24 protein-coding genes and 1 riboswitch are annotated in these 26,060 nt (G+C 53.1%); of the genes, 17 read left to right on the top strand and 7 right to left on the bottom strand.

All coding sequences use genetic code 11. The annotated features are described in order from the left end of the window. Nucleotides 1-117: 117 nt before the first annotated feature. From C772_RS06350 to C772_RS06335, 4 genes are all read left to right on the top strand, one after another. A complete protein-coding gene (locus C772_RS06350; RefSeq protein WP_008298386.1) occupies nt 118-990 on the top strand; it encodes a CAP domain-containing protein in 873 nt (290 codons plus the stop codon). 145 nt (nt 991-1,135) lie between these two features. Beyond that, entirely contained in the window at nt 1,136-2,524 is a 1,389-nt protein-coding gene (locus tag C772_RS06345; RefSeq protein ID WP_008298385.1) for a spore germination protein, read from the top strand. Continuing rightward, on the top strand, nt 2,521-3,555 hold the full coding sequence (locus C772_RS06340) for a GerAB/ArcD/ProY family transporter (RefSeq protein ID WP_008298384.1): 1,035 nt from the start codon (nt 2,521-2,523) through the stop codon (nt 3,553-3,555). Before C772_RS06345 ends, C772_RS06340 begins: the two co-directional genes overlap by 4 nt. Next, entirely contained in the window at nt 3,552-4,637 is a 1,086-nt protein-coding gene (locus C772_RS06335) for a Ger(x)C family spore germination protein (RefSeq protein WP_008298383.1), read from the top strand. Before C772_RS06340 ends, C772_RS06335 begins: the two co-directional genes overlap by 4 nt. Before the next feature lie 78 nt (nt 4,638-4,715). On the opposite strand, the gene C772_RS06330 is transcribed toward C772_RS06335, so the two are convergent. Beyond that, nucleotides 4,716-6,074: an MATE family efflux transporter gene (locus C772_RS06330; RefSeq protein ID WP_008298382.1), complete on the bottom strand. Its 1,359-nt coding sequence runs from the start codon at nt 6,072-6,074 to the stop codon at nt 4,716-4,718. 102 nt (nt 6,075-6,176) lie between these two features. On the opposite strand from C772_RS06330, the gene C772_RS06325 reads away from it, so the two are divergent. The 3 genes from C772_RS06325 to odhB all read left to right on the top strand — a co-directional run bounded on the left by C772_RS06325 (nt 6,177) and on the right by odhB (nt 11,626). Next, entirely contained in the window at nt 6,177-7,262 is a 1,086-nt protein-coding gene (locus tag C772_RS06325; RefSeq protein ID WP_008298381.1) for an undecaprenyldiphospho-muramoylpentapeptide beta-N-acetylglucosaminyltransferase, read from the top strand. 257 nt (nt 7,263-7,519) lie between these two features. Next, on the top strand, nt 7,520-10,336 hold the full coding sequence (locus tag C772_RS06320) for a 2-oxoglutarate dehydrogenase E1 component (RefSeq protein WP_008298379.1): 2,817 nt from the start codon (nt 7,520-7,522) through the stop codon (nt 10,334-10,336). Nucleotides 10,337-10,366: 30 nt separating this feature from the next. After that, entirely contained in the window at nt 10,367-11,626 is a 1,260-nt protein-coding gene (gene odhB / locus C772_RS06315) for a 2-oxoglutarate dehydrogenase complex dihydrolipoyllysine-residue succinyltransferase (RefSeq protein ID WP_008298377.1), read from the top strand. A gap of 5 nt (nt 11,627-11,631) precedes the next feature. Here the strand turns inward: odhB and C772_RS06310 are convergent, their stop codons facing one another. Then, complete coding sequence (locus C772_RS06310; RefSeq protein ID WP_035001652.1) at nt 11,632-11,949, bottom strand: hypothetical protein; 318 nt, start codon at nt 11,947-11,949, stop codon at nt 11,632-11,634. 250 nt (nt 11,950-12,199) lie between these two features. Here C772_RS06310 and C772_RS06305 point away from each other — a divergent pair, with 250 nt between their 5' ends. Genes C772_RS06305 through C772_RS06295 form a run of 3 tightly spaced genes read left to right on the top strand, consistent with a single transcriptional unit; the run spans nt 12,200 to nt 15,219 of the window. Next, the gene (locus tag C772_RS06305) at nt 12,200-12,397 is read left to right on the top strand and encodes a DUF6501 family protein (RefSeq protein WP_008298375.1); all 198 of its coding nucleotides are present in this window, start codon (nt 12,200-12,202) and stop codon (nt 12,395-12,397) included. Between the two features lie 53 nt (nt 12,398-12,450). Next, nucleotides 12,451-13,314, top strand: coding sequence for an AAA family ATPase (locus tag C772_RS06300; RefSeq protein ID WP_008298373.1), 864 nt, complete (start codon nt 12,451-12,453; stop codon nt 13,312-13,314). Between the two features lie 6 nt (nt 13,315-13,320). Further along, nucleotides 13,321-15,219 (top strand): vWA domain-containing protein, encoded by a 1,899-nt coding sequence (locus C772_RS06295; protein ID WP_008298371.1) that lies wholly within the window; start codon nt 13,321-13,323, stop codon nt 15,217-15,219. 22 nt (nt 15,220-15,241) lie between these two features. Here the strand turns inward: C772_RS06295 and C772_RS06290 are convergent, their stop codons facing one another. Continuing rightward, on the bottom strand, nt 15,242-16,444 hold the full coding sequence (locus C772_RS06290; RefSeq protein ID WP_008298370.1) for a toxic anion resistance protein: 1,203 nt from the start codon (nt 16,442-16,444) through the stop codon (nt 15,242-15,244). Next, nucleotides 16,419-17,135, bottom strand: coding sequence for a 5-bromo-4-chloroindolyl phosphate hydrolysis family protein (locus C772_RS06285; RefSeq protein ID WP_008298368.1), 717 nt, complete (start codon nt 17,133-17,135; stop codon nt 16,419-16,421). The genes C772_RS06290 and C772_RS06285 overlap by 26 nt, the downstream gene beginning before the upstream one ends. Before the next feature lie 216 nt (nt 17,136-17,351). On the opposite strand from C772_RS06285, the gene C772_RS06280 reads away from it, so the two are divergent. From C772_RS06280 to C772_RS06270, 3 genes are all read left to right on the top strand, one after another. Then, nucleotides 17,352-17,654, top strand: coding sequence for a DUF1033 family protein (locus C772_RS06280; protein WP_008298366.1), 303 nt, complete (start codon nt 17,352-17,354; stop codon nt 17,652-17,654). Nucleotides 17,655-17,859: 205 nt separating this feature from the next. Continuing rightward, nucleotides 17,860-18,060 (top strand): cold-shock protein, encoded by a 201-nt coding sequence (locus C772_RS06275; protein ID WP_008298364.1) that lies wholly within the window; start codon nt 17,860-17,862, stop codon nt 18,058-18,060. Nucleotides 18,061-18,202: 142 nt separating this feature from the next. Next, nucleotides 18,203-18,682: a YkvA family protein gene (locus C772_RS06270; RefSeq protein WP_008298363.1), complete on the top strand. Its 480-nt coding sequence runs from the start codon at nt 18,203-18,205 to the stop codon at nt 18,680-18,682. Between the two features lie 52 nt (nt 18,683-18,734). Here the strand turns inward: C772_RS06270 and C772_RS06265 are convergent, their stop codons facing one another. The 3 genes from C772_RS06265 to msrA form a co-directional block, all read right to left on the bottom strand. Then, the gene (locus C772_RS06265) at nt 18,735-20,345 is read right to left on the bottom strand and encodes an ABC-F family ATP-binding cassette domain-containing protein (RefSeq protein ID WP_008298362.1); all 1,611 of its coding nucleotides are present in this window, start codon (nt 20,343-20,345) and stop codon (nt 18,735-18,737) included. Nucleotides 20,346-20,433: 88 nt separating this feature from the next. Next, nucleotides 20,434-20,688 (bottom strand): hypothetical protein, encoded by a 255-nt coding sequence (locus tag C772_RS06260; protein WP_008298361.1) that lies wholly within the window; start codon nt 20,686-20,688, stop codon nt 20,434-20,436. Between the two features lie 142 nt (nt 20,689-20,830). After that, the gene (gene msrA, locus C772_RS06255; RefSeq protein ID WP_008298360.1) at nt 20,831-21,364 is read right to left on the bottom strand and encodes a peptide-methionine (S)-S-oxide reductase MsrA; all 534 of its coding nucleotides are present in this window, start codon (nt 21,362-21,364) and stop codon (nt 20,831-20,833) included. 127 nt (nt 21,365-21,491) lie between these two features. Here msrA and C772_RS06250 point away from each other — a divergent pair, with 127 nt between their 5' ends. From C772_RS06250 to C772_RS06235, 4 genes are all read left to right on the top strand, one after another. Next, a complete protein-coding gene (locus C772_RS06250) occupies nt 21,492-22,475 on the top strand; it encodes an LCP family protein (protein ID WP_008298359.1) in 984 nt (327 codons plus the stop codon). A gap of 21 nt (nt 22,476-22,496) precedes the next feature. Further along, nucleotides 22,497-23,708, top strand: a complete 1,212-nt coding sequence (locus C772_RS06245) for an AI-2E family transporter (RefSeq protein WP_008298358.1) — start codon at nt 22,497-22,499, stop codon at nt 23,706-23,708. A gap of 1 nt (nt 23,709) precedes the next feature. Beyond that, nucleotides 23,710-24,114: a sporulation protein gene (locus C772_RS06240; RefSeq protein WP_008298357.1), complete on the top strand. Its 405-nt coding sequence runs from the start codon at nt 23,710-23,712 to the stop codon at nt 24,112-24,114. Nucleotides 24,115-24,197: 83 nt separating this feature from the next. Next, nucleotides 24,198-24,614 carry a MarR family winged helix-turn-helix transcriptional regulator gene (locus C772_RS06235; RefSeq protein WP_008298355.1) on the top strand — a complete coding sequence of 139 codons (417 nt, stop codon included), beginning with the start codon at nt 24,198-24,200 and terminating at the stop codon, nt 24,612-24,614. Between the two features lie 1,202 nt (nt 24,615-25,816). Next, nucleotides 25,817-25,995, top strand: a riboswitch (Lysine riboswitch). Nucleotides 25,996-26,060: the final 65 nt, after the last annotated feature.

Here is a 26,060-nt window from a genome sequence, read left to right as displayed (position 1 = left end):
CAATTGGCGGGACGCCTATTTTCATAGGCCGGGGGGATGGCTGGTCATGGAGGAAAGTGCTGGAACGATATGCATCCCTGCCTTCGTGTACGATGGTGCCGAAGGGAGGAATTGAGAATGAAAAAAACGATTTCCGTTCTCGCTATGAGCGCGGCGCTTCTGACGCCGGGCATCACTGCGCAAGCACAGCAGACAACTGAAAACGAACAATTCCAGAAGATCAACGTGGAAGGTGTGTCCGTGCATACATATGTAGCCGGGGAAGTCATCCGCCTGAACAGCGAAGACTTGTCCAAGCTGGACATCCAAAGCCTAATCCAAAAAGTCCTGAAAGAGTACGGCATCAAACTTCCGGTGCAAGCTGAGGAAAAGCCGGAAACAGACAAGCCGGAAGCCCCTGCAAAAGAGGAAAAACCGGAACAGCCAAAACCTGCCCCGGCTCCGGCACCGGAACAGCCTAAAGAGGAAAAGCCTGCACCGGCTCCTGAAAAACCTGCAGAGCAAAAGCCGGTAGCGGAAAAGCCTGCGGCACCTGCCCCGGCACCTGCTCCTCAGCAACCGTCCCAGCCATCTGCCGAGCCGACTGAGCAAGCACCACAGCAGACTGCCGGCCTGAGCGCAGTTGAACAGAAAGTCCTTGACCTGACAAACGCAGAACGTGCCAAAGCCGGCCTCCAGCCGCTGGCTGCAGATGCCAAGCTGATGGATGCGGCACGTGTAAAATCCGCAGACATGCGCCAGAACAATTACTTCTCGCACACCAGCCCGGTCCATGGCTCCCCGTTCGACCAGATGAAAGCAGCCGGCATCAGCTACAAAAAAGCCGCTGAGAACATCGCCATGGGTCAGCGGACGCCTGAAGAAGTCGTGAAAGGCTGGATGGAATCGCCTGGCCACCGCCAGAACATCCTGACTCCTGAATTCACGCACATCGGGATCGGCTATGACTCGAATGGACACTACTGGACACAGATGTTCATCCAGAAATAATGACACAGAAAGAGCACCCTGGCCGGGGTGCTCTTTTTCTTGTGCCGCAACGGTTCGGATGGCCCGTACAGGATTGTGAATAAAACGATATTCCCGCGGCTGATACTGACGGGAAGGGGTGATTCGATTCATGGACGGTCAAACGATGCAGATCATAAAAAATGAATTTAAAAACTCCGCTGATTTTATAGTGAAAGAAGTCGAAGTGGCCGGCGTGAAAGCCTTTCTTTGCTTTTACTCGACAATGATTGATGCCGAGATGGTGGGCAGGCAACTGAGGCTTCTCGAGGAAAGGGTGGAGCAAGGCACGAACGGATGGGGCAGCAGTGCCTCCACGTCAGTCGAAGCCTTTCACAAGGAAAGGCTCGTTGCAGCCATTTGTGAAGGCAGCGCTGTTCTGATTTTTTCCGAATCCAACCTCATGCTTGAAATCAAGGCTGTCAAGGTCACTGAACGGTCGCCGGATGAACCGGTCAATGAACAGGTCGTCCGGGGTGCACATCTGGGTTTTGTCGAGAACTTCAATACAAATGTCGGCCTGCTCAGGAACAAATTGAAACGGCCCGATCTGGTGGTGGAAAGCTTCCAGATGGAGAAAACGGTCAGCAAAATCAACATCGTCTATCTGGCAGACCAGGCTGCGCCCGAAGTCGTACAGGAACTCCGCGGCCGGCTGGAAAAAATTCCTTACAAGGAATTTTACTCAACGGGGCAACTGGAGGATTATATCGAGGACCGGATCCTGTCGCCATTTCCGCAATTCCTGACTACAGAGAGGCCGGACAGGGTCACATATAACCTCCTGGAAGGCAAGATTGCGGTTTTCACAGACAGTTCACCCACGGTTCTGCTTGGACCGGTGAATCTGTTCACATTTTATGAATCGCCTGATGACTATACGAGCCGTGTGCTTGTAGGAAGCTTTTACAGGATGGTCAGGCTGCTGGCTTTTTTCCTCGCCATCCTGCTGCCTTCTTTTTATATTTCGGTAATGAGCTTCCATTCGGAAATCCTTCCCGTCGAGCTGACCAATCAGGTCAAGGCCAGTGTAAAAGATATTCCGTACCCGCCTGTGTTCGAGGCATTGCTGTTGGAGCTGTTTATTGAACTGATCCGAGAGGCGAGCATTCGTTTGCCGCAACCGATCGGGCAGACCGTGGCGATTGTCGGAGGGATTGTGATCGGGGACGCCATTGTGAGTGCAGGGCTTGCCTCGAACCAGATGGTGATTGTCGTCGCGATGACAGCCATTGCAGGTTTTGTCGTCCCGTCTCCTGAGCTGAATATGGTGATCCGGATGCTCCGCTTTCCGTTCATGGTCCTGGCTGCCACATTCGGATTTTTCGGTATGCTGATCGGAACTCTGATCCTGTTTGTCCACTTGCTGAACCTGTCATCTCTGAAGCAGCCGTATCTGACACCGGTGATCCCATTTGATCCAACCCGTTTTAGGGATGTGTTCTTCCGGATTCCCTACTACCGGCCGGACCGGCAGCAGCCATTTTTCCGGTTGGGGGGTAAGAAGGCGAAATGAAACTTCACATCACATCTCTCCAACTGTTTCTGATGCTGTTTATCGCAATGACCGGCACGGTGTTCGTTTCATTCCAGTCGCTCATGGTCAACGCTGTAGGCCGTGATGCCTGGTGGCTGTTTCTGGCCCAGGGCCTGCTCATTCTTCCTCATCTTTGGCTGTTTAACCGATTTTATCAGGATTTTAAATGGAGCGGCCCGATCGCATTTTTATATGGGGTATACTGGTTTCTCGTCATGGCAAGCTTTCTGGGTTACATCGGATATACGCTGAATGTATGGGCGTATCCAAAGACACCTGCCATCGTCATCATGGCACTGGTCGTCATTGTTCTCTTTTATATGATGAGCAGCCGAGATGAAACAACCGTCAACATCGGCGTGATCCTGATTCCGATGATTCTGCTGTTTATGCTGTTCGTTTATATGGGGATTAATCATGCGGTTTGGACCAACCTTTTTCCTGTAGGAGAAGCCAGTCTGCAGGAACTTCAAAGAGGCTCGATAAAGGCTCAGCTGCCGTTTATCGGAATTGAGCTATTTCTGCTGTTGAGAACATTTGTTCCGGGAAAGCTGAGTACGTGGAAACTTGCTGTGTACAGCGGCATCTGGCTGTTATTTTTTCTGCAGATGCTGATTATACCGATGGTGTATTTTGCATTGGAAGAATTTAAGCTGATCTCTGAACCGATCATGTATATGCTGAAGTCCCAGGATGTCGCATTTATGGAGCGGCTCGATCTGCTGTTCGTTTATATCTGGCTGGCCTGGTCATTTGTCGCTATGGGGATTTATGCATTCTCGGTCATGCGGCTGCTGCCCGAAAAAATCAAGAAACGCCGTACGAGAAACGCAGCCGTGTTTTGTATCCTGCTTCTGGCTGTCGGTTCACGGTTGGCGACCAAAGAGACCGTGCGCCTGAGCGGCAGTCTCCTTTTATATGCCCATCTCTTTTTTGCAGTCGCCTTGCCGTTTCTGGTCATCATGGTTAACAGGGTTTTCGGCAAGAAAAGGGGGGGGAAGCCGGCATGAACAAGTTGACCATCTGCCTCATGCTCTGTATTCCGCTACTTGCTGGATGCTGGGACCAGCTAAGCTTCCGCGACCTTCAGGTGGTGACGCTGATCGGAATCGAAGGGGAGAAGGGCGATGTTACAATCCATTTCTCATTTCCCTCGCACACCGACGATCAGGTTGAGTATCTGACTGCAAAAGCGAAGGGTTATTCGTTTGCCGATGCGAAAAATGAGATCAATGTCAGGACAAGCGAAGTCATCGACATTTCTCAGCTTGAAGTTCTATTGATATCTGAGGAAACTGCAGGAGACAACCTGTATGATTCCCTGGATAATTTGTACAGGACACCCCGCAACAGGCTTACCAGCAATGTGGCTCTTGTCCAGGGAGACATGGAAGCTTTCATGACTCAAAATAACACAAAAGGAATCGGGAGTAATGTGCCTGACTTTATTACACACCTGCTGAAGACGAGCGATGAATACTCGCTCTCTGTGAACCACGATCTTCAGGAAGTCTGTACATTGCTTTTTGCCGAGGATAAGGACCTGGCGCTCCCGGTCCTTAAAATCGGTGAAGAATCCGGACATCCGGAACTTGCGGGAACTGCATTGTTTAAAGGGAAATCCGCCACCGGAACGATGCTCACCACCAGCGAAAGCAAGATACTGGCCATCATGGAGCAAAACACGGGCAAGTTCCTGAGAGGGACTTATGAAGTGGAAGTGGAAGGCGAAGAATTTTTCATGACCATCGAATATGTAAACGGCAATAAGAATTGGGACATCAAAGGGGACCAGGTCAATATGTCCTATGACATTGAAGTGGAGATCGAAGAGTTTCCGCATGGTGCGGTATTAGAAAAAGATCGTATACAAGAAATCGAAAAGCAATTATCCGAACACATTACAGCCGATATGGAGAACCTGCTGGAAATCCTGCAGGAAACCGGCAGCGATGCCATCGGACTCGGGTATGAGGTGCGTGCGTTCCATCAGGATCTTTGGAAAAAAGGCGATTGGAACGAAACCTTTTCGGAACTGGATATCAAGGCCGATGCCAATATAACAATCAAGCGGACAGGGATTATGAACTGATGGGACGCTCCAATCTCTCCCTGCCGCCAATAAAAACCCACGGAGACGATGCTCCGTGGGTTTTCTGAGTGCCCATAACTAAGCGGTCAAGGTTCGTTGTTTTTTCCTCTGGATCAAAAGAAGACGGATTGACAGAGTGATCGCCCCTGCGGTCAGTCCGGTGATCAGTCCGATCCAGTAGCCGAACGGTCCGAGTTCCGTGTTGTTGGCGATCAGGTAGCCGACCGGAAGTCCGATGACCCAGTACGAGATAATTGCCATGATGAACGTGACATTCACGTCCTTATAGCCACGGAGCGCCCCCTGTACGGGTGCCTGTACGGCATCCGACAACTGGAAGAACGCCGCAAAGATAAAGAACTGGACGGCAAGCCGGATAATGGCCTCATCCTGCGTATACAGCGAAGCGATTCCGTCCCGGAACGTCACAAGTATAAAAATGGACACCAGGCTGGATACAATCGCCATTCCGACTCCGAGCCAGCTGTACTCCTTCGCTTCTTTCCACCTGCCTGCACCCACTTCGTGTCCGACGAGAATGGTCGCGCCCATCGACAGGCTGAGCGGGACCATGTATAGAAGAGACGTGAAGTTCAGTGCAATCTGGTGGGCGGAAATGGTTTCTGTCGAGTAGCCGCTCATAAAGAGTGTGACGACTGCGAAAATGCTCGTCTCAGTAAAGATCGAAATGCCGATCGGAACGCCGAGAACGATGATTTCCTTCCAGCGGGGAAGGGAAATGCGTTCCCATCCGCGGAATAGCCGGTATGGCTGGAACGGCCGTTTCGAATGTGTAACAAAGAGTGCGATCGCCAAGATCAGCCAATAAGTAATAGCGGAGGCGACTCCTGCTCCTACTCCGCCAAGTTCGGGGAAGCCGGCCTTGCCGAAGATGAACAGCCAGTTCAGAAGGATGTTTATTGGCGCAGAGAGAAGAGTGATGACCATTGTGACCCGTGTGGCGCCGAGGGCATCGATAAAAGAGCGGATGACCGTATAGGCGAACAGAGGGACCAGCCCGGAACTCATTGCGGTCAGGTAGCCCGCAGAAACTTGCTGAACCTGTCCCTCAAGCGGCATCTGGCCGAGCCCATAGCGGATGACGATCTGCAGCAAGACGAACACCACTGCGGACAGCGCAACGCTGATATACAGCCCTTGCTGCACAGTGGGACGTGCTTCCTCCCTGCGTCCGGCACCGATCGACTGGGCGACAATGGGCGTTACGGATAAAAGAATCCCTGCCAATCCTGTATAAACGGGGTTCCAAAAGGAAGAGCCGATCGTGACGCCGGCCAGGTGTTCGGAGTCATAGCGGCCGGTCATAAGGATATCGAAGAACGTCATCAAGTACATGGCCACCTGCGTGACCAGGATCGGCCCGACGACCTTGGCCATCGTGCCCGCTTTCAGTCGGAGCGGCCTGCGTGTTTCCATCCTGCCTCACCTCCGGTCTGTAAGATACTTGCATTCAATTGTGTTACGATAGATAATGCGTTCATATGTATGAAACACTGTAAACGAATTGAGGGAATTAGCATGACACGACCGAACATCATCCTCACCGGCGGCGGCACGGCCGGACACGTTTCTCTGAACCAGGCGATCATTCCGTCGCTATCTGAACAGGGCTACGATGTCCATTATATCGGGTCCCGTGACGGAATAGAAAAGAAACTGATCACCGGATCGTTTCCGTCGGTTCCTTATTACGAAATCTCCAGCGGGAAGCTGCGCCGTTATTTTTCGATGAAGAACTTCACCGATCCGTTCAAGGTCGGAGCGGGTGTGCTTCAGGCTTACAGGATCATCAGGAAGCTGAAACCGTCCCTGATTTTCTCTAAAGGAGGATTTGTTTCGGTGCCGGTCATCCTGGCCGCAAGAATGGCGGGGGTCCCGGTGGTCATTCATGAATCCGATGTCACGCCCGGCCTTGCCAATAAGCTGGCGATGCCGTTTGCCGATCATGTGTTCACGGTTTTCCCGGAAACGGTGCCGCATGTCCGGAAAGCGGAAGCGACCTGTACAGGCCCGGTCATCCGCCAGGAACTGTTCGAAGGCTCGAGGGATGAAGGGATGAGAATTGCCGGTTTTTCCGGCAGGAAGCCGGTCCTGCTTGTCATGGGCGGCAGCCAGGGATCCGCGGTCCTGAACGAAGCGGTCCGGTCCAGTTTGCCGGAGCTCCTGAAAACGGCGGATATCATCCACCTCTGCGGCAAGGGGCATTTTGACACGGCACTGGAACAGATGGAAGGCTATGCCCAGTTTGAATATGTCACGGATGAGCTGAGACATCTGCTTAAAGCTGCTGATTACGTCGTGTCACGTGCAGGCTCAAACTCCATTTTTGAGTTTCTTGCACTGCGTCTGCCGATGCTTCTTATCCCTCTCTCGGCAGAAAAGAGCAGGGGGGACCAGATCCTGAATGCCGGGCTGTTTGAAAAATCCGGCTTCGCCGTTGTGCTGCAGGAAGAGGAAGTCGGCCGCCAATCGTTCCTTGATTCCGTTCATTTACTGCAGGATCGGGCACAGGGAATCATCCTCAAGATGGAGCAGGCCGAGCCGCCGAAAACCCCCGGAGAGATGGCCTCTCTGATCCTCTCCCACTCCCAGGGAAATGGATGAATTCTTTGTAAGGATGTTTAGTTTCATTGGTTTTCCGGTATTCTAAAGGCGTGTATCCGCTTACATCGGACGCGCCTTGTTTTTTTGTAAAAAAAGATTGTATTTTGTCGGCACAGTAGTAAGATTGAGTTGGACAAAAACGCAGGCGTTGCCTATATGCCGTTTGCTTTCAGTGCCAGAAACGGCATGCTAAAATTGATTCGGACCATTACAATAGAGGTAGACGATGCCAGCGTAAAAAGTGGAGGGTATTCTACATGTCAAACAATTTTGCTGCTCCCGGTTCGCCTTGGGGATCTTTCTCCGGGCCGAACCTGGGGTATGTGATGGAACAGTATGACCTGTTCCAGAACGATCCTGATCAGGTTGATCCTGATTTAGCGGAACTTTTCAGAAGCTTCGGCGCACCGGTGCTGGCGGAAAATGCTTCCGGCACGGCCGAATCCGCAACAGGCGCTTCCCCGGCACAGTTCGGGAAAATCGTTGCGGCGGCACAACTTGCGGATTCCATCCGCCAGAACGGCCATCTTGCAGCAAACATTTTCCCGCTGAAGGACCGGGAATTGGACAATTCACGGATTGTTCCGTCCGCGTACGGGCTTACCGAGGCGGATCTCGTGGCGATGCCGGCAATGATTTTCTTCCATGAGCAGGTACCGGAAGGCGTATCGAACGGCCTTGAGGCCATCAATCATCTGACGCGCATCTACACCGGAAAGGCAGCCTATGAATTCACACAGGTCATCGATCCTGAAGAGCGCAAATGGCTGCGTTCCTACATCGAATCGGGCAAAGTGCGCCCCGGGCTGGATGACAGCCAGCGCCGTGAACTGCTCGACCGTCTGACAAAGGTCGAAGGCTTCGAGAAGTTTATCCACCGCACATTCGTCGGTGCGAAACGCTTCTCCATCGAAGGTCTTGATTCTCTTGTCGTGCTGATCGATGAGCTTGTGCGCAGCGCACATGAGGAGAAGATGAAGGAAGTGCTGATCGGCATGGCACACCGCGGCCGGCTGAACGTCCTTACACATGTTCTCAACAAGCCATATGAAGTGATGCTGGCGCAATTCGCCGGTCTCGATGAAGATCCGTTCATTCCTGATGACGGCTCCCTTGAACTGACGCACGGCTGGTTCGGTGATGTGAAATACCACATGGGCGCCACTTACACGGCTCCTGACGGCCTGAAAGTCAAACTGGCCTACAACCCGTCACACCTGGAAGTCGTCAACCCTGTCATTACCGGCCAGACACGTGCCGCACAGGAAGACACAACCCGTCCGGGCACACCGGAACTGAATGAGCAAGATGCATTTGCCGTACTTGTGCACGGGGATGCTGCTTTCGCAGGCCAGGGCATCAATATGGAGACGATGAACTACAGCCGCACCCGGGGATACAAGACGGGCGGTTCGATCCATGTCATCGCGAACAACCGGATCGGCTTCACGACCGAATACTATGATTCCCGTTCGACCCGCTATGCTTCGGACCCTGCCAAAGGTTATGAGGTGCCGGTCATTCACGTCAATGCGGATGATCCGGAAATGGTTATCGCCATTGCCCGTTTCGCATTCGAATACCGGAACCGGTTCGGCAAGGACATCCTGATTGACCTCGTCGGCTATCGCCGCTACGGCCACAACGAGATGGATGAACCGCTTGTGACCAACCCGATGATGTACCACAGGGTCCACCAGCATCCGACAGTCCGCGAACTGTACGGCAAGGAACTGTCCGAGAAAGGCATCGTCAAGCCTGAAGAGGTCGAAAAGCTCGACGAAGACACCTTCACGCTGTTCCAGGAATCCTATGACAGAGTGAAAGAGACGTCCAAGAAAGAAACAACGGACAACAGCACTCCTGAAGCCATCATGGCCGGCTATCCTGGAGTGGAAACCGGTGTATCCGAAGACCGCCTCCGCAAGATGAACGAAGAACTTCTGAACTTCCCGGAAGACTTCAATGTCTTCAAGAAGCTTTCCCGCATCCTGAAGCGCCGTGAAGAACCGTTCAACGGCAAGGGCAAAATCGACTGGGCACATGCAGAGACACTTGCATTCGGCTCGATTCTGCAGGACGGACACCCGATCCGCCTGACAGGACAGGATTCCCAGCGCGGAACATTCGCACATCGTCATCTTGTTCTCCATGACGAGAAGGATGGCAAGGAACTTGTGCCGCTCCACCATATCAGTGACGCGAATGCATCCTTCGTTGTTTACAACAGCCCGCTGAGCGAAGCATCGATCGTGGCTTACGAGTATGGCTACACGCTTGAGAACAAGAAGGCACTCGTCCTATGGGAAGCCCAGTACGGCGACTTTGCCAACATGGCACAGATGATGTTTGACCAGTTCATCTCTTCGAGCGCCTCCAAGTGGGGCCAGACTTCAGGGCTTGTCATGCTTCTTCCGCACGGTTATGAAGGACAGGGTCCTGAGCACTCCAGTGCTCGCCTTGAGCGTTTCCTCCAGCTTGCCGGAGAAAACAACTGGACAGTCGCCAACCTCTCGAGCGCCGCGAACTACTTCCATATTCTCCGCCGCCAGGCAGAGCATCTCGGTGAAGAAATCAGCCGGCCGCTTGTCATTACGTCGCCGAAGTCCCTTCTCCGCCATCCGCTTGTCGGCGCGGATATCGAGGACCTGACGTCCGGCAAGTTCCAGACGGTCATTGAACAGCCTGGCCTCGGCAATGAGCCGGAGAAGGTTGAGCGCATCGCCTTTGCCAGCGGCAAGATGGCGATCGACCTTGCCGAGCAGGTCAAGGAAGGCGAAGGTTATGAATGGCTCCACATTATCCGTGTCGAGCAGCTGTATCCGTTCCCGTCCGATCGCATTGCAGAGATCATCGCGCGCTTCCCGAACGTGAAGGAATTCGTCTGGGTACAGGAAGAGCCGAAGAATATGGGCTCCTGGTCGTTTGCAGAACCGTTTGTACGGGAACTTGCAGGAGAGAAGCCGGTTCGCTATTGTGGCCGGATCCGCCGCTCGAGCCCGTCGGAAGGCGACGGCAAGTCCCATAAGATCGAACAGGACCGCATCATCAATGAAGCACTGAGCAAATCCTAAGATTTACCTGATCATAAGGAGGAATCCACCGTGGCAGAAATCAAAGTGCCAGAACTTGCAGAATCCATCACGGAAGGTACGGTCGCCCAGTGGCTGAAACAGCCTGGCGACACAGTCGACAAAGGCGAATTCATCGTCGAACTCGAAACTGACAAAGTCAACGTTGAAGTCATCTCCGAAGAAGCGGGCGTTGTCCAGGAACTGCTCGCCGAGGAAGGCGACACAGTTGAAGTCGGACAGGTCATCGCCCTTGTCGGCGAAGGTTCCGGCGCAGCTGCTGCACCGGCAGAGAAGCCTGCAGCGGAAGCGGCTCCGGCTCCTGAAGCCAAAAAAGAAGAGCAGCAGGCAGCTCCTGCTGCATCTGTGGAAGCAAGCGAAGAAGCAGGCGCAGGGGACCGCACGATCGCCAGCCCTGCTGCACGCAAGCTTGCACGAGAAAAAGGCATCGACCTCGCTTCGATCACACCGGTCGACCCGATGGGCCGCGTCCGCGTCCAGGACGTCGAAGCGGCTGCCGCGGCGCCTAAGCAGGCGCCTCAGCAACAGGCTGCCAAGCCTGCGGCACCGGCTGTGTCTTCGGACGAAGAATCGGGCCGCGTAACTCGCGAGAAAATGTCGCGCCGTCGCCAGACCATCGCGAAGCGTCTTCTGGAAGTCCGCCAGAACACGGCGATGCTTACTACCTTCAACGAAATCGACATGACCAACGTCATGGAACTGCGCAAGCGCAAAAAAGACGAGTTCGAGAAGAAGTTCGGCGCACGCCTCGGCTTCATGTCGTTCTTCACGAAAGCGGTCGTTGCTGCCCTTAAGCAATACCCGTATGTGAACTCCGAGCTCGACGGCACAGACCTCCTGCTCAAGAACTACTATGACGTGGGCATCGCGGTTTCCACCGAAGAAGGCCTCGTCGTACCGGTCGTGCGTGATGCAGACCGCAAGAACTTTGCCGAGATCGAAAAAGATATCGCGGATCTTGCGACAAAGGCACGCGACAAGAAACTTGCCCTGTCGGACCTTTCCGGCGGCTCGTTCACGATCACAAACGGCGGCGTCTTCGGATCGCTCTTCTCCACGCCAATCCTTAATGGCACACAGGTCGGGATTCTTGGTATGCACACCATCCAGAAGCGCCCTGTGGCTGTCGGCGACAACGTGGAAATCCGCCCGATGATGTATGTCGCGCTCTCGTATGACCACCGTGTCATCGACGGCAAAGACTCCGTCGGTTTCCTCAAGACCGTCAAGGAAATGATCGAGAACCCGGAAGACCTTCTCCTCGGTTCCTGATTGGATCATGATAAAAACGCCTCTTTTTGAGGCGTTTCAGGCTGCAGACAAAGTGAGTGTGACTCCTTTGTCTGCAGTTTTTTCTTTTCAAGGTCATCCTCTAGATTTCCTTTGCGGGTTCCCGCTTCAATTCGCCATACGGCATATTGTGGCAACCAATAATTGTTCCTACAAAATTGAGTTATTAAAATGAAAAACGGTGAGTTCTTCTTTTCAAAGGTTCGTACTCGAACAGTGAGTCCTTTATTCCGTCCGTCAACTTCTTGATTTCGCATAGCCATTAGCTGTTGCGATTTCGGCATTTGCCTTTTCAGTTTCGTCATTCGGCATTCTGATTTCGTCATTCCACCGGATCATCTCGTCATTGGAGAGCTAGGGTAGGGCGAATGACGAGAATGTGGGCTTGAATGCAGAAACCGGAGCCGTGATTGACGAAACTTCTCACTCGAAAGACGAAACCGCGACACCCATAAACATGAGTTCCATTACTTTTCCTGATCCACTCCTCCTGCATCATTGAAAACAGGTCCCTATTTTGTCTATAATGGAACCATGATAAGGAGGCGGCAGCCGATGGATTTTAAGCAGTGGAAAGACGCGCCGGCGATCCGCACAGTGACGTGCAAGCATACGGACGCGGAAAAGTATCTGGTGTCGAATGTTCTGACACCGGGCAAGGAATACGAAGTGAAAAACGAGACCGATGAATTTATCTTTGTCACGGACAACACGGGCAAAGTCGGCGGTTTCTATAAAACGTATTTTGAATGATCCGGAGCCCCGGCGGGAAAACCGCCGGGCCTTTTGTTGAGGGAGGACTGTTTATGCTCGCAATCATCGAAGAAGAGCGAAAAGAACGGAATGGCAGGGCATATCCCGCTGACGAGGCGACACTGATCGGGCAGGGGGGCTATGTGGCTCCGGATGCATATCTGTGGGAGGATGTGCTCACAGCGGTGGTCATCCGGCGCCCCGTGCTGCTGAAAGGCCCTTCAGGTTCCGGTAAGACGAAACTTGCGGAGTCTGTGTCGGCTTTTTTCAGCCAGCCGATGCATCAGGTCAACTGTTCCGTGGACCTCGATGCCGAATCGCTGATCGGGTTCAAGACAATCATCCGGCAGGACGGGGATACGGTGATCGACTTTGTCGACGGGCCGGTTGTGACGGCGATGAAGGAGGGACATATCCTTTATATTGACGAGATTAATATGGCGAAGCCCGAGACCCTGCCAATCCTGCACAGCGTGCTCGACTACCGCAGGATGCTGACGAACCCGTTCACCGGTGAAGTCATTCATGCCCATCCCGACTTCACTGTCATCGCCGCGATCAACGAGGGCTATGTCGGGACGGTTCCGATGAACGAAGCGCTGAAAAACCGGTTTATCGCTTTCCAGGTGCCTTATCTCGGACAAGAACAATCCAAGGCGCTGCTGGAGAGGGAATTCCCTGATGCCCCCCGGACACTGATCACGACGATGCTGAACATCTCGGAGGATCTGAAAGATCAGGCGAAAAACGGGCTTCTGGCCGATGAAGCCGCATCAATCAGGAGCCTGATCGATGCCGCCGAATTGGCACTTCATATGGGGCCTGAACGTGCTGTGCGCTATGCCATCGCAGAGAAACTCGAAGACCCGGGAGAGCGGCAGCTTGTCATGGATCTGGCCGCCACGTGGATCCGGTGATGCGTGATGACATCGATTAACCGGTTTATCGACTTTAACGACGAACTGATTGACGCCGGGGAGAGGCTCAGGCTGGAGCGCCTTGCACGCGCGCTCACCGGCATGGCTGAACTCGGCGTGACCGAAAGGCAGCACATTGAGTTCCATCCCGCATCCAATGAACTGGCCATGAGTGTTTTTTGGCGGCACAGGGATCCGGGAGTGACTGAACAGGGACGGCTTTCCGACCTTTATCTGCTGGCGGCGGGCTTCTGGTCCCGATTTGACCTTGCTGCCTGGCGGGAATATCGTTCCGAAACTGAAGATCATCCGCTCCGTGAATTTCTCCGTTCGGCTGTCCTGCTGTTCGAAGAGCTCCGCATTACAGACGCCGTGATTGCCGAACGGCCCGGCACGGATGCCGCTTTTGCACTCAGGAGGCGGCTGTACGGTGAGTTTCATACGGGCCAGCAGCCGGTCAATCTCCGCAGGGGATTCCGGGCGGATGCACTGTTTAATCACTTATATGCGGTGATTCACGGAATCCCGGACCGGTATGATGCATCCGAAGGGGAGCTGTCGGAGCTTGTTGATCCGGTACTCTTTGGCGTGTTCGACGCCCGCTCGACGGCTGACTCGGTCGGTTTGGCAGAGAGATTGGCCCCGCTGCTATACGGCCGGCTGGAAGAAGATCTCCGCCATTCTTATTATGCGGTAGGAGACGGACTCACCGGCCCGAAACCCGACTTCCATTATCACCGGGGAACAAAGGATCGCGAAAAAGGGGAGGCGGGCGAGAAGGAGTCGGTCGGGGAATTGTTTTCGACCTGGCACGCCGCGAACCGGTCCGAGAAAGGCATGCATCTGAACTACGAACTTGAACACGGGCGGATCGGGGAAGGTGACGGCACGGGCGCGAGAGAAGGCCGTGAAGGGACAGAGGCCACTTCGACGGGACGCGGGCAGTCGTCCGCCGACGAACGCACAGGGATTGCGCACGAGGCGGGCAGCGAAGCGACAGCCCCTGAGGCGGGCACCTGGACGAATGCCGAAGGATTTGGCTCAGCAAATGAATCGGTGGTTTTCAGGGAACTGCTTGCAGAGGCGGACAACAGCTCCGAAGCCCGTGATCGTATCCTGAGATGGCGTGAGGAATCAGCCCCGCATGTACGGGCGATCGTCAAGGAGATGCAGAAGCGGATCGAGAGAAAAAGAGAAGAGAGGAGGGAAGGGCTGCCGAAGGGGCGATTGTCCAAAAATCCGGTGTCTGTCCTGCTTCATGAGCGTCCCCGTCCGTTTTACCGGAAGCAGAGCCCGTCCAAGCGGCTGGATGCCGTGTTCGGCCTTTTGGTGGACGGATCGGGGTCGATGGCGGATAAACTGGATCAAACGAAAAAAGCAGTCCTCCTGTTTCATGACATTCTGCGATCTCTGGAAACGGCCCATGGCATTGCGGTCTACCAGGAAGACTCGGCAGCCGCGACCAAAACACGGCAGCCGAATACCTTCCAGTGGCTCCACCGGTTCCGGGATGACGGAAAGGACAACGGGGAAAGGATCCTGTCTCTTGAAGCCGGGGATGACAACCGGGACGGTTTTGCCGTCCGCTGGATGACCTCCAGGCTGCTTCAGCGATCCGAGGCCCACCGGTTCCTTCTCGTGTTCTCGGACGGGGAACCATCGGCATTCGGGTACGGACAGAACGGAATCGTCGATACGGCAGAAGCCGTCAGGGAAGCGGAAAAGCAGGGGATCACGGTCATTCATCTGTTTCTTTCATCGGCACCGGCAACCGCGCGCCAGCAGGAACTGTTCAGGATGATGTTCGGCAGCCGGTCGGTGTCGGCGGATTCGATCGACCGTTTTTCCGAAGAGACGCTCCGGATCCTCCGCAAACTGCTCGTTCTCGCATCAGGGAATATGTAGAATTGCAGCAAAAAAACCGTCCTCATTGAGGACGGTTTTCCGCTTTTTCCGCGACAGCGATCAAGCGCTGCTTGAGTTCTTCTTCCATGCGGGCAATCTCGATTTCCGCGGCCTTCCGCTTTGCGCGTCCGTCCGCCTGGATTGCCAGTGTTTCCTCGATAGTGGAGATCAGGTTTTCCTGGGTTTTCTTGAGTGTGTCCACTTCCACAAGCCCGCGCTCGTTCTCCTTGGCTGTTTCGATGCTGTTCATCTTGAGCATTTCGGAGTTGCGGAGAAGGAGCTCGTTTGTCGTCTCGGTGACCGCACGCTGGGACTCGACCGCTTTGCGCTGGCGATTGAGGGTCAGTGCGATGGCGATCTGGTTTTTCCAGAGGGGAATCGAGGTCATGATCGACGACTGGATCTTTTCGGCCAGCGTCTGGTTTGTCTGCTGGATCATGCGGATCTGCGGTGCGCTCTGGATGGTGATCTGGCGTGACAGCTGCAGGTCATAGATCCGCTTTTCAAGCCGGTCGACAAACTGTGCCATATCGTTGACTTCCTGGAAGGCCATCTGGTCGTTGGACTCTTCAGCTTTTTTTCTCATCGCCGGAATGATTTCATTGACGATTTCGTCCCGTTTAAGTTCGGCTGCCGCGATATAGACGTTCAGCGCCTGGAAGTAGGCCTTGTTCTGATCGTATAGCTGGTCGAGCATCTGGACGTCCTCGATGAGGCCGCGCTTGGCATGCTCCAGCTGGACGCCGATCCGGTCAATCTGGGTGCTCAGCTTCTGGTATTTCGTCATGAGTTCCTGAACGGATTTTTGTACCCGTCCGAACCATTTCCGAATGCCGGTCTTTTTCTCGACCGATAAATCTTCCGGATCGATCTCGTTCAGCTTGCCCATCAGATCTTTGAGGACATCGCCGACAGGCCCGATATCCTTGGCCTGTACATGGTCGAGCATCTTATGGGAGAACGTCGACAGCTGATTTTGCGCGTTCGCCCCGTAAGTGATGATCGCCTCGTAGTTGCCCGCAGGTATCTGTTTGGCCAGATCCCGTGCCTTTTGCTGCTCCTCCTCACTGAGGCGCTCCATCAGCTTGACGCCCGGCTTTGCGGGCGCCTGATTGGCCATCTCATCAGGCAGGAGTGAGGTTTGGGGCTTCAGGTCGAACGGATTATCGAGTAGGTCGTCCATCGTCAGATCTGCCGTTTCACGGGCCGGTTTGTTTTCTGTCATCAGTGTCGTCTCCTTTCAGCTGCGCTTGCTCGGGCTCTTTCAGTTGTTTCCGCTCCTGCAGTTCAAGCTGCCTTTTTTCCTTACCCGTCAGGACCTCCGCATAGTCCAGTTCGAACCTCAATGTCTCCAGGTCGGTGGCAAGCGCCCGCTTTACGTCTTTGCGGATTTCCACATTCAGGTCTTTCAAGGTTTCGCGTGTGTCTTCAAGTGCCTGTTTCATCTCATCGTCCTTGGTCGGCTGGTTTGCCAAAAGTGCATACTTGGAAGACAGCTCGACCGCAGAATCGAGGTGTGCGTAAAAGAACTTCTCGACATTATAGAACTTGCGCGGGTTCTGCTGGACAATCCCGATGATGCGCTTTGACAGCTTGTTCAGGTCGTTCAGCTGGCGGAATGCCTGTACGGAACGGATACTGCCGTAATGGGTATTCAGCTGGCGGAGCTTGGCCTTCGCCTGTCCCAGCTGGTGGACGATATGTTTATATTCGGATCGGGTCATGCCGAGTTTTTTCACCGTTGAGCCGGTCTGTACCTGCCTGATCGTGAAATCGCCTGCAAGGTAGATCGCGATGAGCAGGCCGGTGGCTGGGACGAATCCCATGCCGGCACCCAACAGGAAATAGAGCCAGGATCCGAAGCTGACCGGCAGCATAATCGCATGCCGCGTCAAAAATTGCTGGAATGTATTCATCTGGCCGGACCTCCTAAAGGAATCTTACTATTTTTACGTCCGGATCGGCCGGAAAGTTTCATTTTGTTTCCGGCGCGGCCTGTCTCCATTATATCGCATACCCGTTCGCGAAACATCCGAATCGCCTGCCTGTGAGCGTAACACGTGGAGAATAAGCGCTCATTTGCTACAATGGGTCTGACGTCAGCATCACATTGAAAAAGAAGGTTGATCAGTATGTATGAAATCATCTATATGAGAGCAGACTATGAGCCATGGTGGCAATTTGAAGGCTGGGAAGAGCATATTCAGGAACGGAAGGTTTTTGACTGCGAGAAATCCGCGGAGGCGGGCCTGTCCGAACTGATTTCCCGGTTCCGGCAGGAGTGTGAGCACGAAGCTGAGAAAGACGGAAAATTCTGGGCGTTCTGGAACGTGAAAGAAGTGTGCTACTGCGAAGACTGCGCCGAGGATCTGCAGCTGTTTCACGGTCTCATCGTCATGAAAGACGGGAAGCCGCATCCGTTTTCAAAAAAATAAAAAATATTCGGACCCTTATCGTTGACACGCTTCCTTAAGATGGTATAATGGCATTAATTGAACACGAGGACTGGAAACACGGATTCACCTATTATAAAAAGTGATCGGGTTCAGGTCGGTACTTTTTATAATATGTGAATTTTTTTGTTCCTCCAAAAAAGTTCCATATTAAAATTATTTCTTTTAAGTTGGGGGTAAAATCAACATGAAACAAGGTACAGTGAAATGGTTCAACGCGGAAAAGGGATTCGGCTTCATCGAAGTCGAAGGCGAGGACGACGTATTCGTACACTTCTCCGCCATCCAGGGCGAAGGCTTCAAGACGCTTGACGAAGGCCAGCAAGTTGAGTTCGAAGTTGTCGAAGGCAACCGCGGACCACAGGCTGCAAACGTCGTCAAGCTCTGATCGGCGGGTTCATACGGGAGGCTTCCGGATTTTCCGGAAGCCTCTTTTTCATGTCCGCAGCCGGGACGGCCGGCCGTTTTTCTTGAACGTACGTTTCATTTCCCGGTAACTTTGGTATAGGACGGGGAAGGGACGTGATCGAATGGATTCCGAACTGAAGCGTCCGCTGCCTTCGGGAAAAGAGCAGCAGGACTTTTATGAACGGCTCAGGGGCAGGGTGGCTTCATGGCTCGGGGACAAGCCCGGGAAGCGGGGGCGGTTTGCCGACATCATCCTGTTTGCGCCGGATTTGTTCCATCTTATGATGAAGTCGATGACCGACAGCCGGATCGACGGGAAAAGCAAGCTGCTGGTCGCCAGCGGGATCCTTTACTTTATCTCTCCGGTCGATTTCCTGCCTGAAGGCATCCTCGGGCCGGGCGGATTCCTCGATGATGTGGCGGTTGCCGCATTCATCATCAATACACTTGTCGGCGCGGCGGGAGAAGATGTACTGGAAGAGCACTGGACGGGCAACGTAAAGCTTCTCCGCACGCTTGAGCGCATCAGCGCAAAAGGCGGCAAAGTGGTGCGGAAGCTTCCTGCCGGTACGCTGGCGCGCAGGTTTATCCGGAAGCGCTGAAGCGCCGGGACGAAAAAAGGAGACGGCATCTGCCGTCTCCTTTGTAATGGGGTCAGTTTGCGACGCCCTGTGCGTCACGCCATTCGAGATATTCATCATAAGTGAGCTGTTTGTCGAGGATCGAGCCATCATCCTTGATTTCAATGACCCGGTTCGCGATCGTCTGGATGAACTGGTGGTCATGCGATGTAAAGATCATCGCGCCCTTGAAGGCGATCAGGCCGTTGTTGAGCGCCTGGATCGATTCAAGGTCGAGGTGGTTCGTCGGCTCGTCCAGGAGAAGGACGTTTGCATTCGTCAGCATCATCTTCGACAGCATGCAGCGGACCTTTTCTCCCCCGGAGAGGACGGACGGCTTTTTCTTCACTTCTTCACCCGAGAACAGCATTCTTCCGAGGAATCCGCGGAGGAACGTCTCCGTCTGGTCCTCAGGGGAGTACTGGCGGAGCCAGTCGACCAGCGTCGGCTGGTTTGTGCCTTCAAAGAACTCGCTGTTGTCCTGAGGGAAGTACGCCTGGGAAGTTGTTACGCCCCATTTGTAAGAGCCGGCGTCCGGCTCGCGTTCACCGGCGAGTACATCGAGAAGCGCGGATTTGGCAAGCGGGTTGCCGAGAAGGATGATTTTGTCATCCTTGTTCATCGTGAAGTTGATGTCCTTCACATAGGTCTGGCCTTCTTCCGTGATCGTGAGGTCTTTTATCTGAAGGACGTCATTGCCGATCTCCCGGCCGATCTGGAAGTTGACATACGGATACCGGCGCGACGACGGTTTGATGTCATCCAGCTCGATTTTCTCGAGCATCTTTTTCCTGGAAGTGGCCTGCTTGGATTTCGAGGCGTTCGCACTGAACCGGGCGATGAATGCCTGGAGTTCCTTGACCTTTTCTTCCTTTTTCTTGTTTTGCTCAGACGCCATCCTGGCTGCCAGCTGGCTGGATTCGTACCAGAAGTCGTAGTTGCCGACATAAACCTGGATCTTGCTGAAGTCGAGGTCCGCAATGTGCGTACAAACCTTGTTCAGGAAGTGGCGGTCGTGGGAAACGACGATGACGGTGTTCTCGAAGTTGATGAGGAACTCTTCGAGCCACTGGATCGCCTTCAGGTCAAGGTGGTTGGTCGGCTCGTCAAGCAGCAGGACATCGGGCTTGCCGAAGAGGGCCTGTGCAAGAAGGACCTTGACTTTGTCGGAACCGCTCAGTTCCTTCATCTTGACGTGGTGCATCGATTCCGGAATGCCGAGGCCCTGCAGGAGGATCGAAGCGTCTGTTTCCGCTTCCCAGCCGTTCATTTCGGCGAACTCGCCCTCCAGCTCTGCGGCACGCATGCCGTCCTCGTCGGAGAAGTCTTCCTTCATATAGATGGCATTCTTCTCCGTCATCACTTCAAACAGGCGCTTGTGGCCCATGATGACCGTCTCGAGCACTTCGTTTTCCTCGTACTGGAAGTGGTCCTGCTTCAGGACGGCGAGCCGCTCATCCGGCCCCATTGATACGTTGCCTGACTGAGGTTCCAGCTCTCCGGATAGAATCTTGAGGAACGTGGATTTGCCGGCGCCGTTCGCGCCGATCAGTCCGTAGCAGTTCCCCGGGGTGAATTTTATATTGACGTCTTCGAACAGCTTGCGGTCGCCGAAGCGAAGACTGACGTTGCTGACCTGGATCATGCATTCTCCTCCTTGTTCACAATGCTCCGATTATACCATAAAGACGTGCCGAACTGTAACCGGAGGCATGGCGAAGAACCGGCTTGCCCTACGAGGCGCCGAGCCGGTTGCTCCGGCGGTTCAGATAATGCTCCAGTGTGCCGAGCTCTTCATTGATGAGCTCCTCCATCCGGTTATAGTCGCTGCGCTCCGGCAGGCGTGTGAATTCGCCGCCGCTGCAGGAAAAAAGAAAATAGAACTCACCGATGCGCCTGAACAAAAATACAGTCTCCGGAAAGTCATCAAAAACGGCTTTGATCTGATATTTGCGGGCATATGCCCACTGTACGATTTTCATATTCATCACCTACATTCCCAATATTAACCGGTGATGTTTAGGAACGCAAGTTCGGGTATCTCCAATGTAAGAACAGGGATGGAAGACGGATATAATTGTGGAAACAGGAAAGCGGAAAATGAGAAAAAGCATCCGCCGGTGCGGATGCTTACTGTCCCCAATGGGTACTGATGAATTCGTCCCGGCCTGATTTGGCACGGTCCTGTTCATAATGCTCGCGTTCTTTGAGATAATAGTCCTGATGATAGTCTTCGGCCGGGTAGAAAGTCGAGGCCGGAAGGATCTCCGTAACGATCGGCTTGTCGAAACGCCCGCTTTTCCCGAGGGCTTCCCGTGAACGCAGGGCAGCCTCGCGCTGTTCTTCCGTCGTATAGAAGATGGCCGTCCGGTAGGAATCCCCGCGATCGTGGAACTGCCCGCCGTCATCGGTCGGATCGATCTGCTGCCAGTAGACATTCAGCAGCTCCTCATAAGGGAATACAGCCGGATCGAACTCAATTTCGACGGCCTCGTAATGGCCCGTGTCGCCGCGCTTGACGTCTTCATAGGTGGGGTCCTCAAGCGTTCCTCCCGTATAGCCGGATATGAGATCCGATACGCCGTCCCATTCCTTGAACGGCTTGACCATGCACCAGAAGCATCCGCCGGCGAAGATCGCCTTTTCAGTCTTTTGTCCTGCCATTGCAGCACCTTCTCTTCTATGATTTTACCCGGACTGTATTGTAGCACCCGTCCATGCAGGCGGCAAGGTGCAACCCCCGGAAGGGAAGCGGCGTCCTATTCACGAATAAGAGTTTGGAGGAATTATGATGGAAACACCGCGCACAAGGAGTGGCAGGAAGCGGCGCCGGAGGCTGCGTCCGTTCCGGACGCTGTTTGCACTGCTGGTCGTCCTGGCGATTGCCGTCGGCCTGTACTCCGTATGGCAATATAACCAGGGACGCGATCTCGCGACCGGCGATAAGCCGGATTCAGGGCCATTCAGCGGCGACCCGATTGATCCGCAGTACCCGTATATCGAAAATTACCTGCTTCTCGGGATTGATGATGCAGAATCGGGCAAGTCCCGCTCCGATACAATGATCCTGGCTTCACTCGATAAGGAAAACAACCAAGTCAAGCTCGTTTCGTTCATGAGGGACATTTATGCCGATATTCCGGGCTATCAGTCCTACAAACTGAACACGGCCTACTACCTCGGCGGTGTGCAGCTTGCGAAGGATACCATTTCCGGCATGTTTGGCGTTCCGATCCACCATTACGCCGTGACGGACTTCGACAACTTCGAGAAGCTGATCGATATTGCCGCTCCCGACGGTGTCCGGATTGATGTGGAAAAGCCGATGTCCGAGAAGATCGGCGTAACCCTGACGCAGGGCACACATGATCTGAACGGCAAGGAACTGCTCGGCTATGCGCGCTTTAGGGCGGACAGCGAAGGGGACTTCGGGCGTGTGGAACGGCAGCAGAAAGTGATTGCTGCCCTGAAGGATGAAGTTCTTTCGCCGGCCACGCTGCCGCGCCTGCCCAAACTCGCAGGTGCCGCGACGGGTTACGTTGAAACTGATGTCGGCGGCATGGACGGGCTCCGCAAGGTGCTGAAGGCGGCAGTGTCGGGAGGAATGGAGATCGACCGCATGACCATTCCGGTGGAAGGGACATACAGTTTCGGCTCCTATTCGCATGCCGGATCGGTGATCGAACTGGATGTGTCCGCCAATCGGGAAGCAATCAGCGAATTCCTCGGAACACCCGAGGCCATGAAAGGCGCATCCGCGCGGCTTATGCCATAAACAGAGAGAAGGGGGAGGCCGATGGAAAGAGAAAAGGGGAACCCCGGGCAAAGCCGGGTGATCCGTTTTCTGGGGGGACGCACGACACTGTTCGTCCTGGGGATCATCCTATTGGCCGGGCTGATTATCCTGGTGTTCAACCAGATCCAATTTGTATTCACGCCTGTGAAAGTGCTTGTCCAGAATGTCGTGCTGCCTGTTGTGCTGGCAGCTGTATTGTTTTATCTGCTCCGGCCGGTCCTCCGGCTTCTTGAGCGGTCGAGAATCCCCCGTGTATGGGGGATTCTCATTATTTACATCGGCGGGATCGGGCTTATCTCGCTCGCCGTATTCCTGATTTATCCGTTCCTGAAAACGCAGGTCATCAACCTGGTCCAGGAGTTCCCGGAATACTTCAGACAGCTGATTCTGAACATCGACGCTTATCTGAGCACCTCACTGTTTGCTTCGTACTATAATCAGCTTGATGTAAACCTGAACCTGCTGATCGATTCGGTATTCGAAGACATCGCCGGATTTTTCCGGGACACGGCAGGCGGTATCGCTTCCGGCGTGACGAATTTTATCTCGACACTGACCGGGATTGTCATCTCGATTGTCACCGTTCCGTTCATCCTGTTTTATCTCCTGAAGGACGGGGACCGGCTTCCAGATTATATTTTGAAGCTCATGCCCCCGCGCATGAGACGTGATGCCAAGGAAATCTTGCATGATGCCGACCAGCAGCTCAGCAACTATATTCAGGGACAGCTGATCGTCTCGTTCTGCATCGGCCTGCTGATTTATATCGGGTTCGTGATCATCGGCATGGAATATGCACTCGCGCTCGGCGCACTGGCCGCGGTGACAAGTGTCGTCCCGTACCTCGGCCCTGTGATTGCCATCACGCCGGCCCTGATCATTGCGCTTGTCACGTCACCGTTCATGATCCTGAAGCTCGCTGCGGTCTGGACAATCGTCCAGCTGGTGGAAGGGAAGTTTATCTCTCCCCAGGTTATGGGTAAAACACTGCATATTCATCCGATTACCATCATTTTTGTCCTTCTGACCGCCGGTTCGCTGTTCGGGGTCCCGGGAGTCATCCTGGGGATACCGGGTTATGCACTTTTGAAGGTCATTGTGTCTCATCTGTTCAAACTGTTCAAAAAGCGATACGATGAACATGAATACAATCCGAAAATGAGATACGAAACGGACAGCAGAAGGATTATCGAAAAAACGGGGAGAGAGTGACATGCTGAAATCATTCCTATCCAAAATCGGCATCGGGGGACTTGAAGTCGACACAGTCGTCGACAACCAGGTGCTGGAAGAAGGGGAGACACTGAACGGAACCGTCTATATTGACGGCGGCGAAGCGGATCAGATCATTGACCATATCACGCTGGAAGTATTGGTCCGCATTCATCGTGAAGATGCGATGAGCGATTTTGAGGATGTGGACCGGACGATCACCAAGCACTCCCTCGAGCTGATCGGTGATTCCAAATCGAAGGAGACCCGCATGATTCCTTTTGAAATCGTGCCGGATGACCGCTGGCTGGTCAATAAGGACAGCGAGAAGCTGTTGCTGAAGACGACCGTCCATGTAGAAAATGGAGTCGACGCCTATGATGAAGACGAAATCCAATACGCCTGAAACTTTTGCGGAACGCGCATCCAATCGGATGCACGTTCCGTTTTTTGAATGTACAATCAATTCAAAGGGGAGGGGGATCAGGCATGGAACAGCTGCTGGCGACATTCCATTCACTGAACGGGGAACTGAACAAGATCCACAAGGAGGCCTGTACGGACGTTTCCATTCAGCAAAGCACCATCATGCATGAGATCCAGTCGAGAAATGAACCGTCGATGCAGGAGACGGCCAGGGGGCTCGGCATGGACATCACGACATTCTCCCGGCAGGTCCAGACGCTCGTGAATGGCGGATATGTCAAACGGAGACCATATCCCGGAGACCGCAGGATTCAGATTCTTTCGCTGACCGACAAAGGCAGCAAAAAGGTGAAACAGATTGATGACGAAATACAGAAACAGATGAATGAGGCCCTTGCATCAATGGGTGAATTTGAACAAGAAATCATTGTCCGTTCACTAAGTCAATTGCAGCGGATTCTTGGCGGGAATGAGGAATGATTCCTGCCTGACCAATAGATGCAAAATGCAAGTTCGATTATTGCAATCAGAAAGTAATGGATTAAATCCCTTGATAAGCCTATAAAGCACTCGTTTAATTGTAAAATGCAAGCATAACATTTGCAGAATTTGATACTTTTAATTTCATTTTGCAATCAAGTTACAAACAACGATGGACCGGTCTGTGGATACATTACTTTTAATGTGCATCTATTATACGGCAGATTATACGGAACAGAAGTTGACGGAGCAATGATACACATCATGTAACACAGTCGGTCTGGGTTCAGCGGGTCGCGAAATCATTAAAAACAACACGGCAAAGATTCGTGGTGTTCGGGTCGCTGAATCTTAAGCTGACCAGTCGCAAAAGGCTTATGTACAATCGGCTCGGCTGCATACCTTAATAAAAGGCGCAGCCAAAATGAACTGGGCAAGAATTACGTCCAAGCGGATCACTTCATGAAACCGGAAACATGACGTGAGCCGTGAACGATGCAATATTGAAATCCTGCAAGGTAGAATTTGAGTCCAATGTATATGGAGTCCTGTCAAATTGATTCAGCTAAAGCTGGATGTCCAAGCAAGCTGGCGGGTTGATGAATATTCATTGCGACCAACAAAAGAGACGAGGTCAGCAGAATCATTCTTTATCATTTATGTTTTTGGCATGGTTATGGCTGGACGTATAGAATGGGAGAGACGGATCCTGGCCGTAAGTGGCTTCTCTTATTTTTAGTTTACATAATTTCTATTTTCGGAAGTTACGTTTCATTAAGTAGTATACTCAAGACAGTGAGACAAAACGGAAATTCAGGCCCGAATCAGCACTTGGCTACTTGGCTGATTTACGTATGTTCTTTATATATCGGATCTGAATTGTATCTGGCGATCGATTTCTGGTCTCCGCATCCAGGCACACTGTCTGGCGCTTCATCCTCAAACACTTTGTGAGACGGACGCCTCATTTCGTATTGAGACGCATTCTTTGTGCCGAAGCTTTTCTTTTCTTGCTGCGGGCGCAAAATTCACATTCCATCAGCTTACCGTCCGGATGCTTCATTTATCCGGTTTTTCCAGCTGCTTTTCGTCTCATGACTTACCTTCTTTGATCTTTTTGCAAAGATTTGTGCAAAACCCTTTGCATTCTTTGTTTCTTCATGTTAACGTAGTACACAAGATTCGAAATAACAAAATTTAATATCAATGGATGAGGAGCAAAGCTCATAAGTACCCCGCTGCAACGGCTGCAGACCGGTAGCGGGTGGAAAGGGTGTTTTGCCGAAACGGGATCCGGTTCTCAGGCTGTTTCCCGTTGGACTGCATATGAACAATATGCAGGCTGTCATTATTCTCGTAATAATGGAGTGCTTCCACTTGTGACCTCACGGTCGTGCATCGTCGACAATCACAAGCCGGAAACCTACCGTTTCCGGCTTTTATTTA

Origin of the sequence: Bhargavaea cecembensis DSE10 (assembly GCF_000348905.1) — a bacterium.
Taxonomy (GTDB): Bacteria; Bacillota; Bacilli; order Bacillales_A; family Planococcaceae; genus Bhargavaea; species Bhargavaea cecembensis.
The sequence above is the reverse complement of the archived record's forward strand: the minus strand, read 5'-3'. Positions and strand labels throughout refer to the sequence as shown.

Bases quoted from the DNA above. Each gene is read 5' to 3' on its own strand.
- C772_RS06290 (WP_008298370.1), bottom strand. From the start codon at position 16,444: ATGACAGAAAACAAACCGGCCCGTGAAACGGCAGATCTGACGATGGAC.
- C772_RS06340 (WP_008298384.1), top strand. From the start codon at position 2,521: ATGAAACTTCACATCACATCTCTCCAACTGTTTCTGATGCTGTTTATC.
- C772_RS06260 (WP_008298361.1), bottom strand. From the start codon at position 20,688: ATGAATATGAAAATCGTACAGTGGGCATATGCCCGCAAATATCAGATC.
- C772_RS06245 (WP_008298358.1), top strand. From the start codon at position 22,497: ATGGAAAGAGAAAAGGGGAACCCCGGGCAAAGCCGGGTGATCCGTTTT.
- C772_RS06275 (WP_008298364.1), top strand. From the start codon at position 17,860: ATGAAACAAGGTACAGTGAAATGGTTCAACGCGGAAAAGGGATTCGGC.
- C772_RS06350 (WP_008298386.1), top strand. From the start codon at position 118: ATGAAAAAAACGATTTCCGTTCTCGCTATGAGCGCGGCGCTTCTGACG.
- C772_RS06250 (WP_008298359.1), top strand. From the start codon at position 21,492: ATGGAAACACCGCGCACAAGGAGTGGCAGGAAGCGGCGCCGGAGGCTG.
- C772_RS06295 (WP_008298371.1), top strand. From the start codon at position 13,321: ATGACATCGATTAACCGGTTTATCGACTTTAACGACGAACTGATTGAC.
- C772_RS06235 (WP_008298355.1), top strand. From the start codon at position 24,198: ATGGAACAGCTGCTGGCGACATTCCATTCACTGAACGGGGAACTGAAC.
- C772_RS06270 (WP_008298363.1), top strand. From the start codon at position 18,203: ATGGATTCCGAACTGAAGCGTCCGCTGCCTTCGGGAAAAGAGCAGCAG.
- C772_RS06345 (WP_008298385.1), top strand. From the start codon at position 1,136: ATGCAGATCATAAAAAATGAATTTAAAAACTCCGCTGATTTTATAGTG.
- C772_RS06330 (WP_008298382.1), bottom strand. From the start codon at position 6,074: ATGGAAACACGCAGGCCGCTCCGACTGAAAGCGGGCACGATGGCCAAG.
- C772_RS06280 (WP_008298366.1), top strand. From the start codon at position 17,352: ATGTATGAAATCATCTATATGAGAGCAGACTATGAGCCATGGTGGCAA.
- C772_RS06265 (WP_008298362.1), bottom strand. From the start codon at position 20,345: ATGATCCAGGTCAGCAACGTCAGTCTTCGCTTCGGCGACCGCAAGCTG.
- C772_RS06335 (WP_008298383.1), top strand. From the start codon at position 3,552: ATGAACAAGTTGACCATCTGCCTCATGCTCTGTATTCCGCTACTTGCT.
- C772_RS06240 (WP_008298357.1), top strand. From the start codon at position 23,710: ATGCTGAAATCATTCCTATCCAAAATCGGCATCGGGGGACTTGAAGTC.
- C772_RS06310 (WP_035001652.1), bottom strand. From the start codon at position 11,949: ATGACGAAACTGAAAAGGCAAATGCCGAAATCGCAACAGCTAATGGCT.
- C772_RS06325 (WP_008298381.1), top strand. From the start codon at position 6,177: ATGACACGACCGAACATCATCCTCACCGGCGGCGGCACGGCCGGACAC.
- C772_RS06305 (WP_008298375.1), top strand. From the start codon at position 12,200: ATGGATTTTAAGCAGTGGAAAGACGCGCCGGCGATCCGCACAGTGACG.
- C772_RS06300 (WP_008298373.1), top strand. From the start codon at position 12,451: ATGCTCGCAATCATCGAAGAAGAGCGAAAAGAACGGAATGGCAGGGCA.
- C772_RS06320 (WP_008298379.1), top strand. From the start codon at position 7,520: ATGTCAAACAATTTTGCTGCTCCCGGTTCGCCTTGGGGATCTTTCTCC.
- C772_RS06285 (WP_008298368.1), bottom strand. From the start codon at position 17,135: ATGAATACATTCCAGCAATTTTTGACGCGGCATGCGATTATGCTGCCG.
- msrA (WP_008298360.1), bottom strand. From the start codon at position 21,364: ATGGCAGGACAAAAGACTGAAAAGGCGATCTTCGCCGGCGGATGCTTC.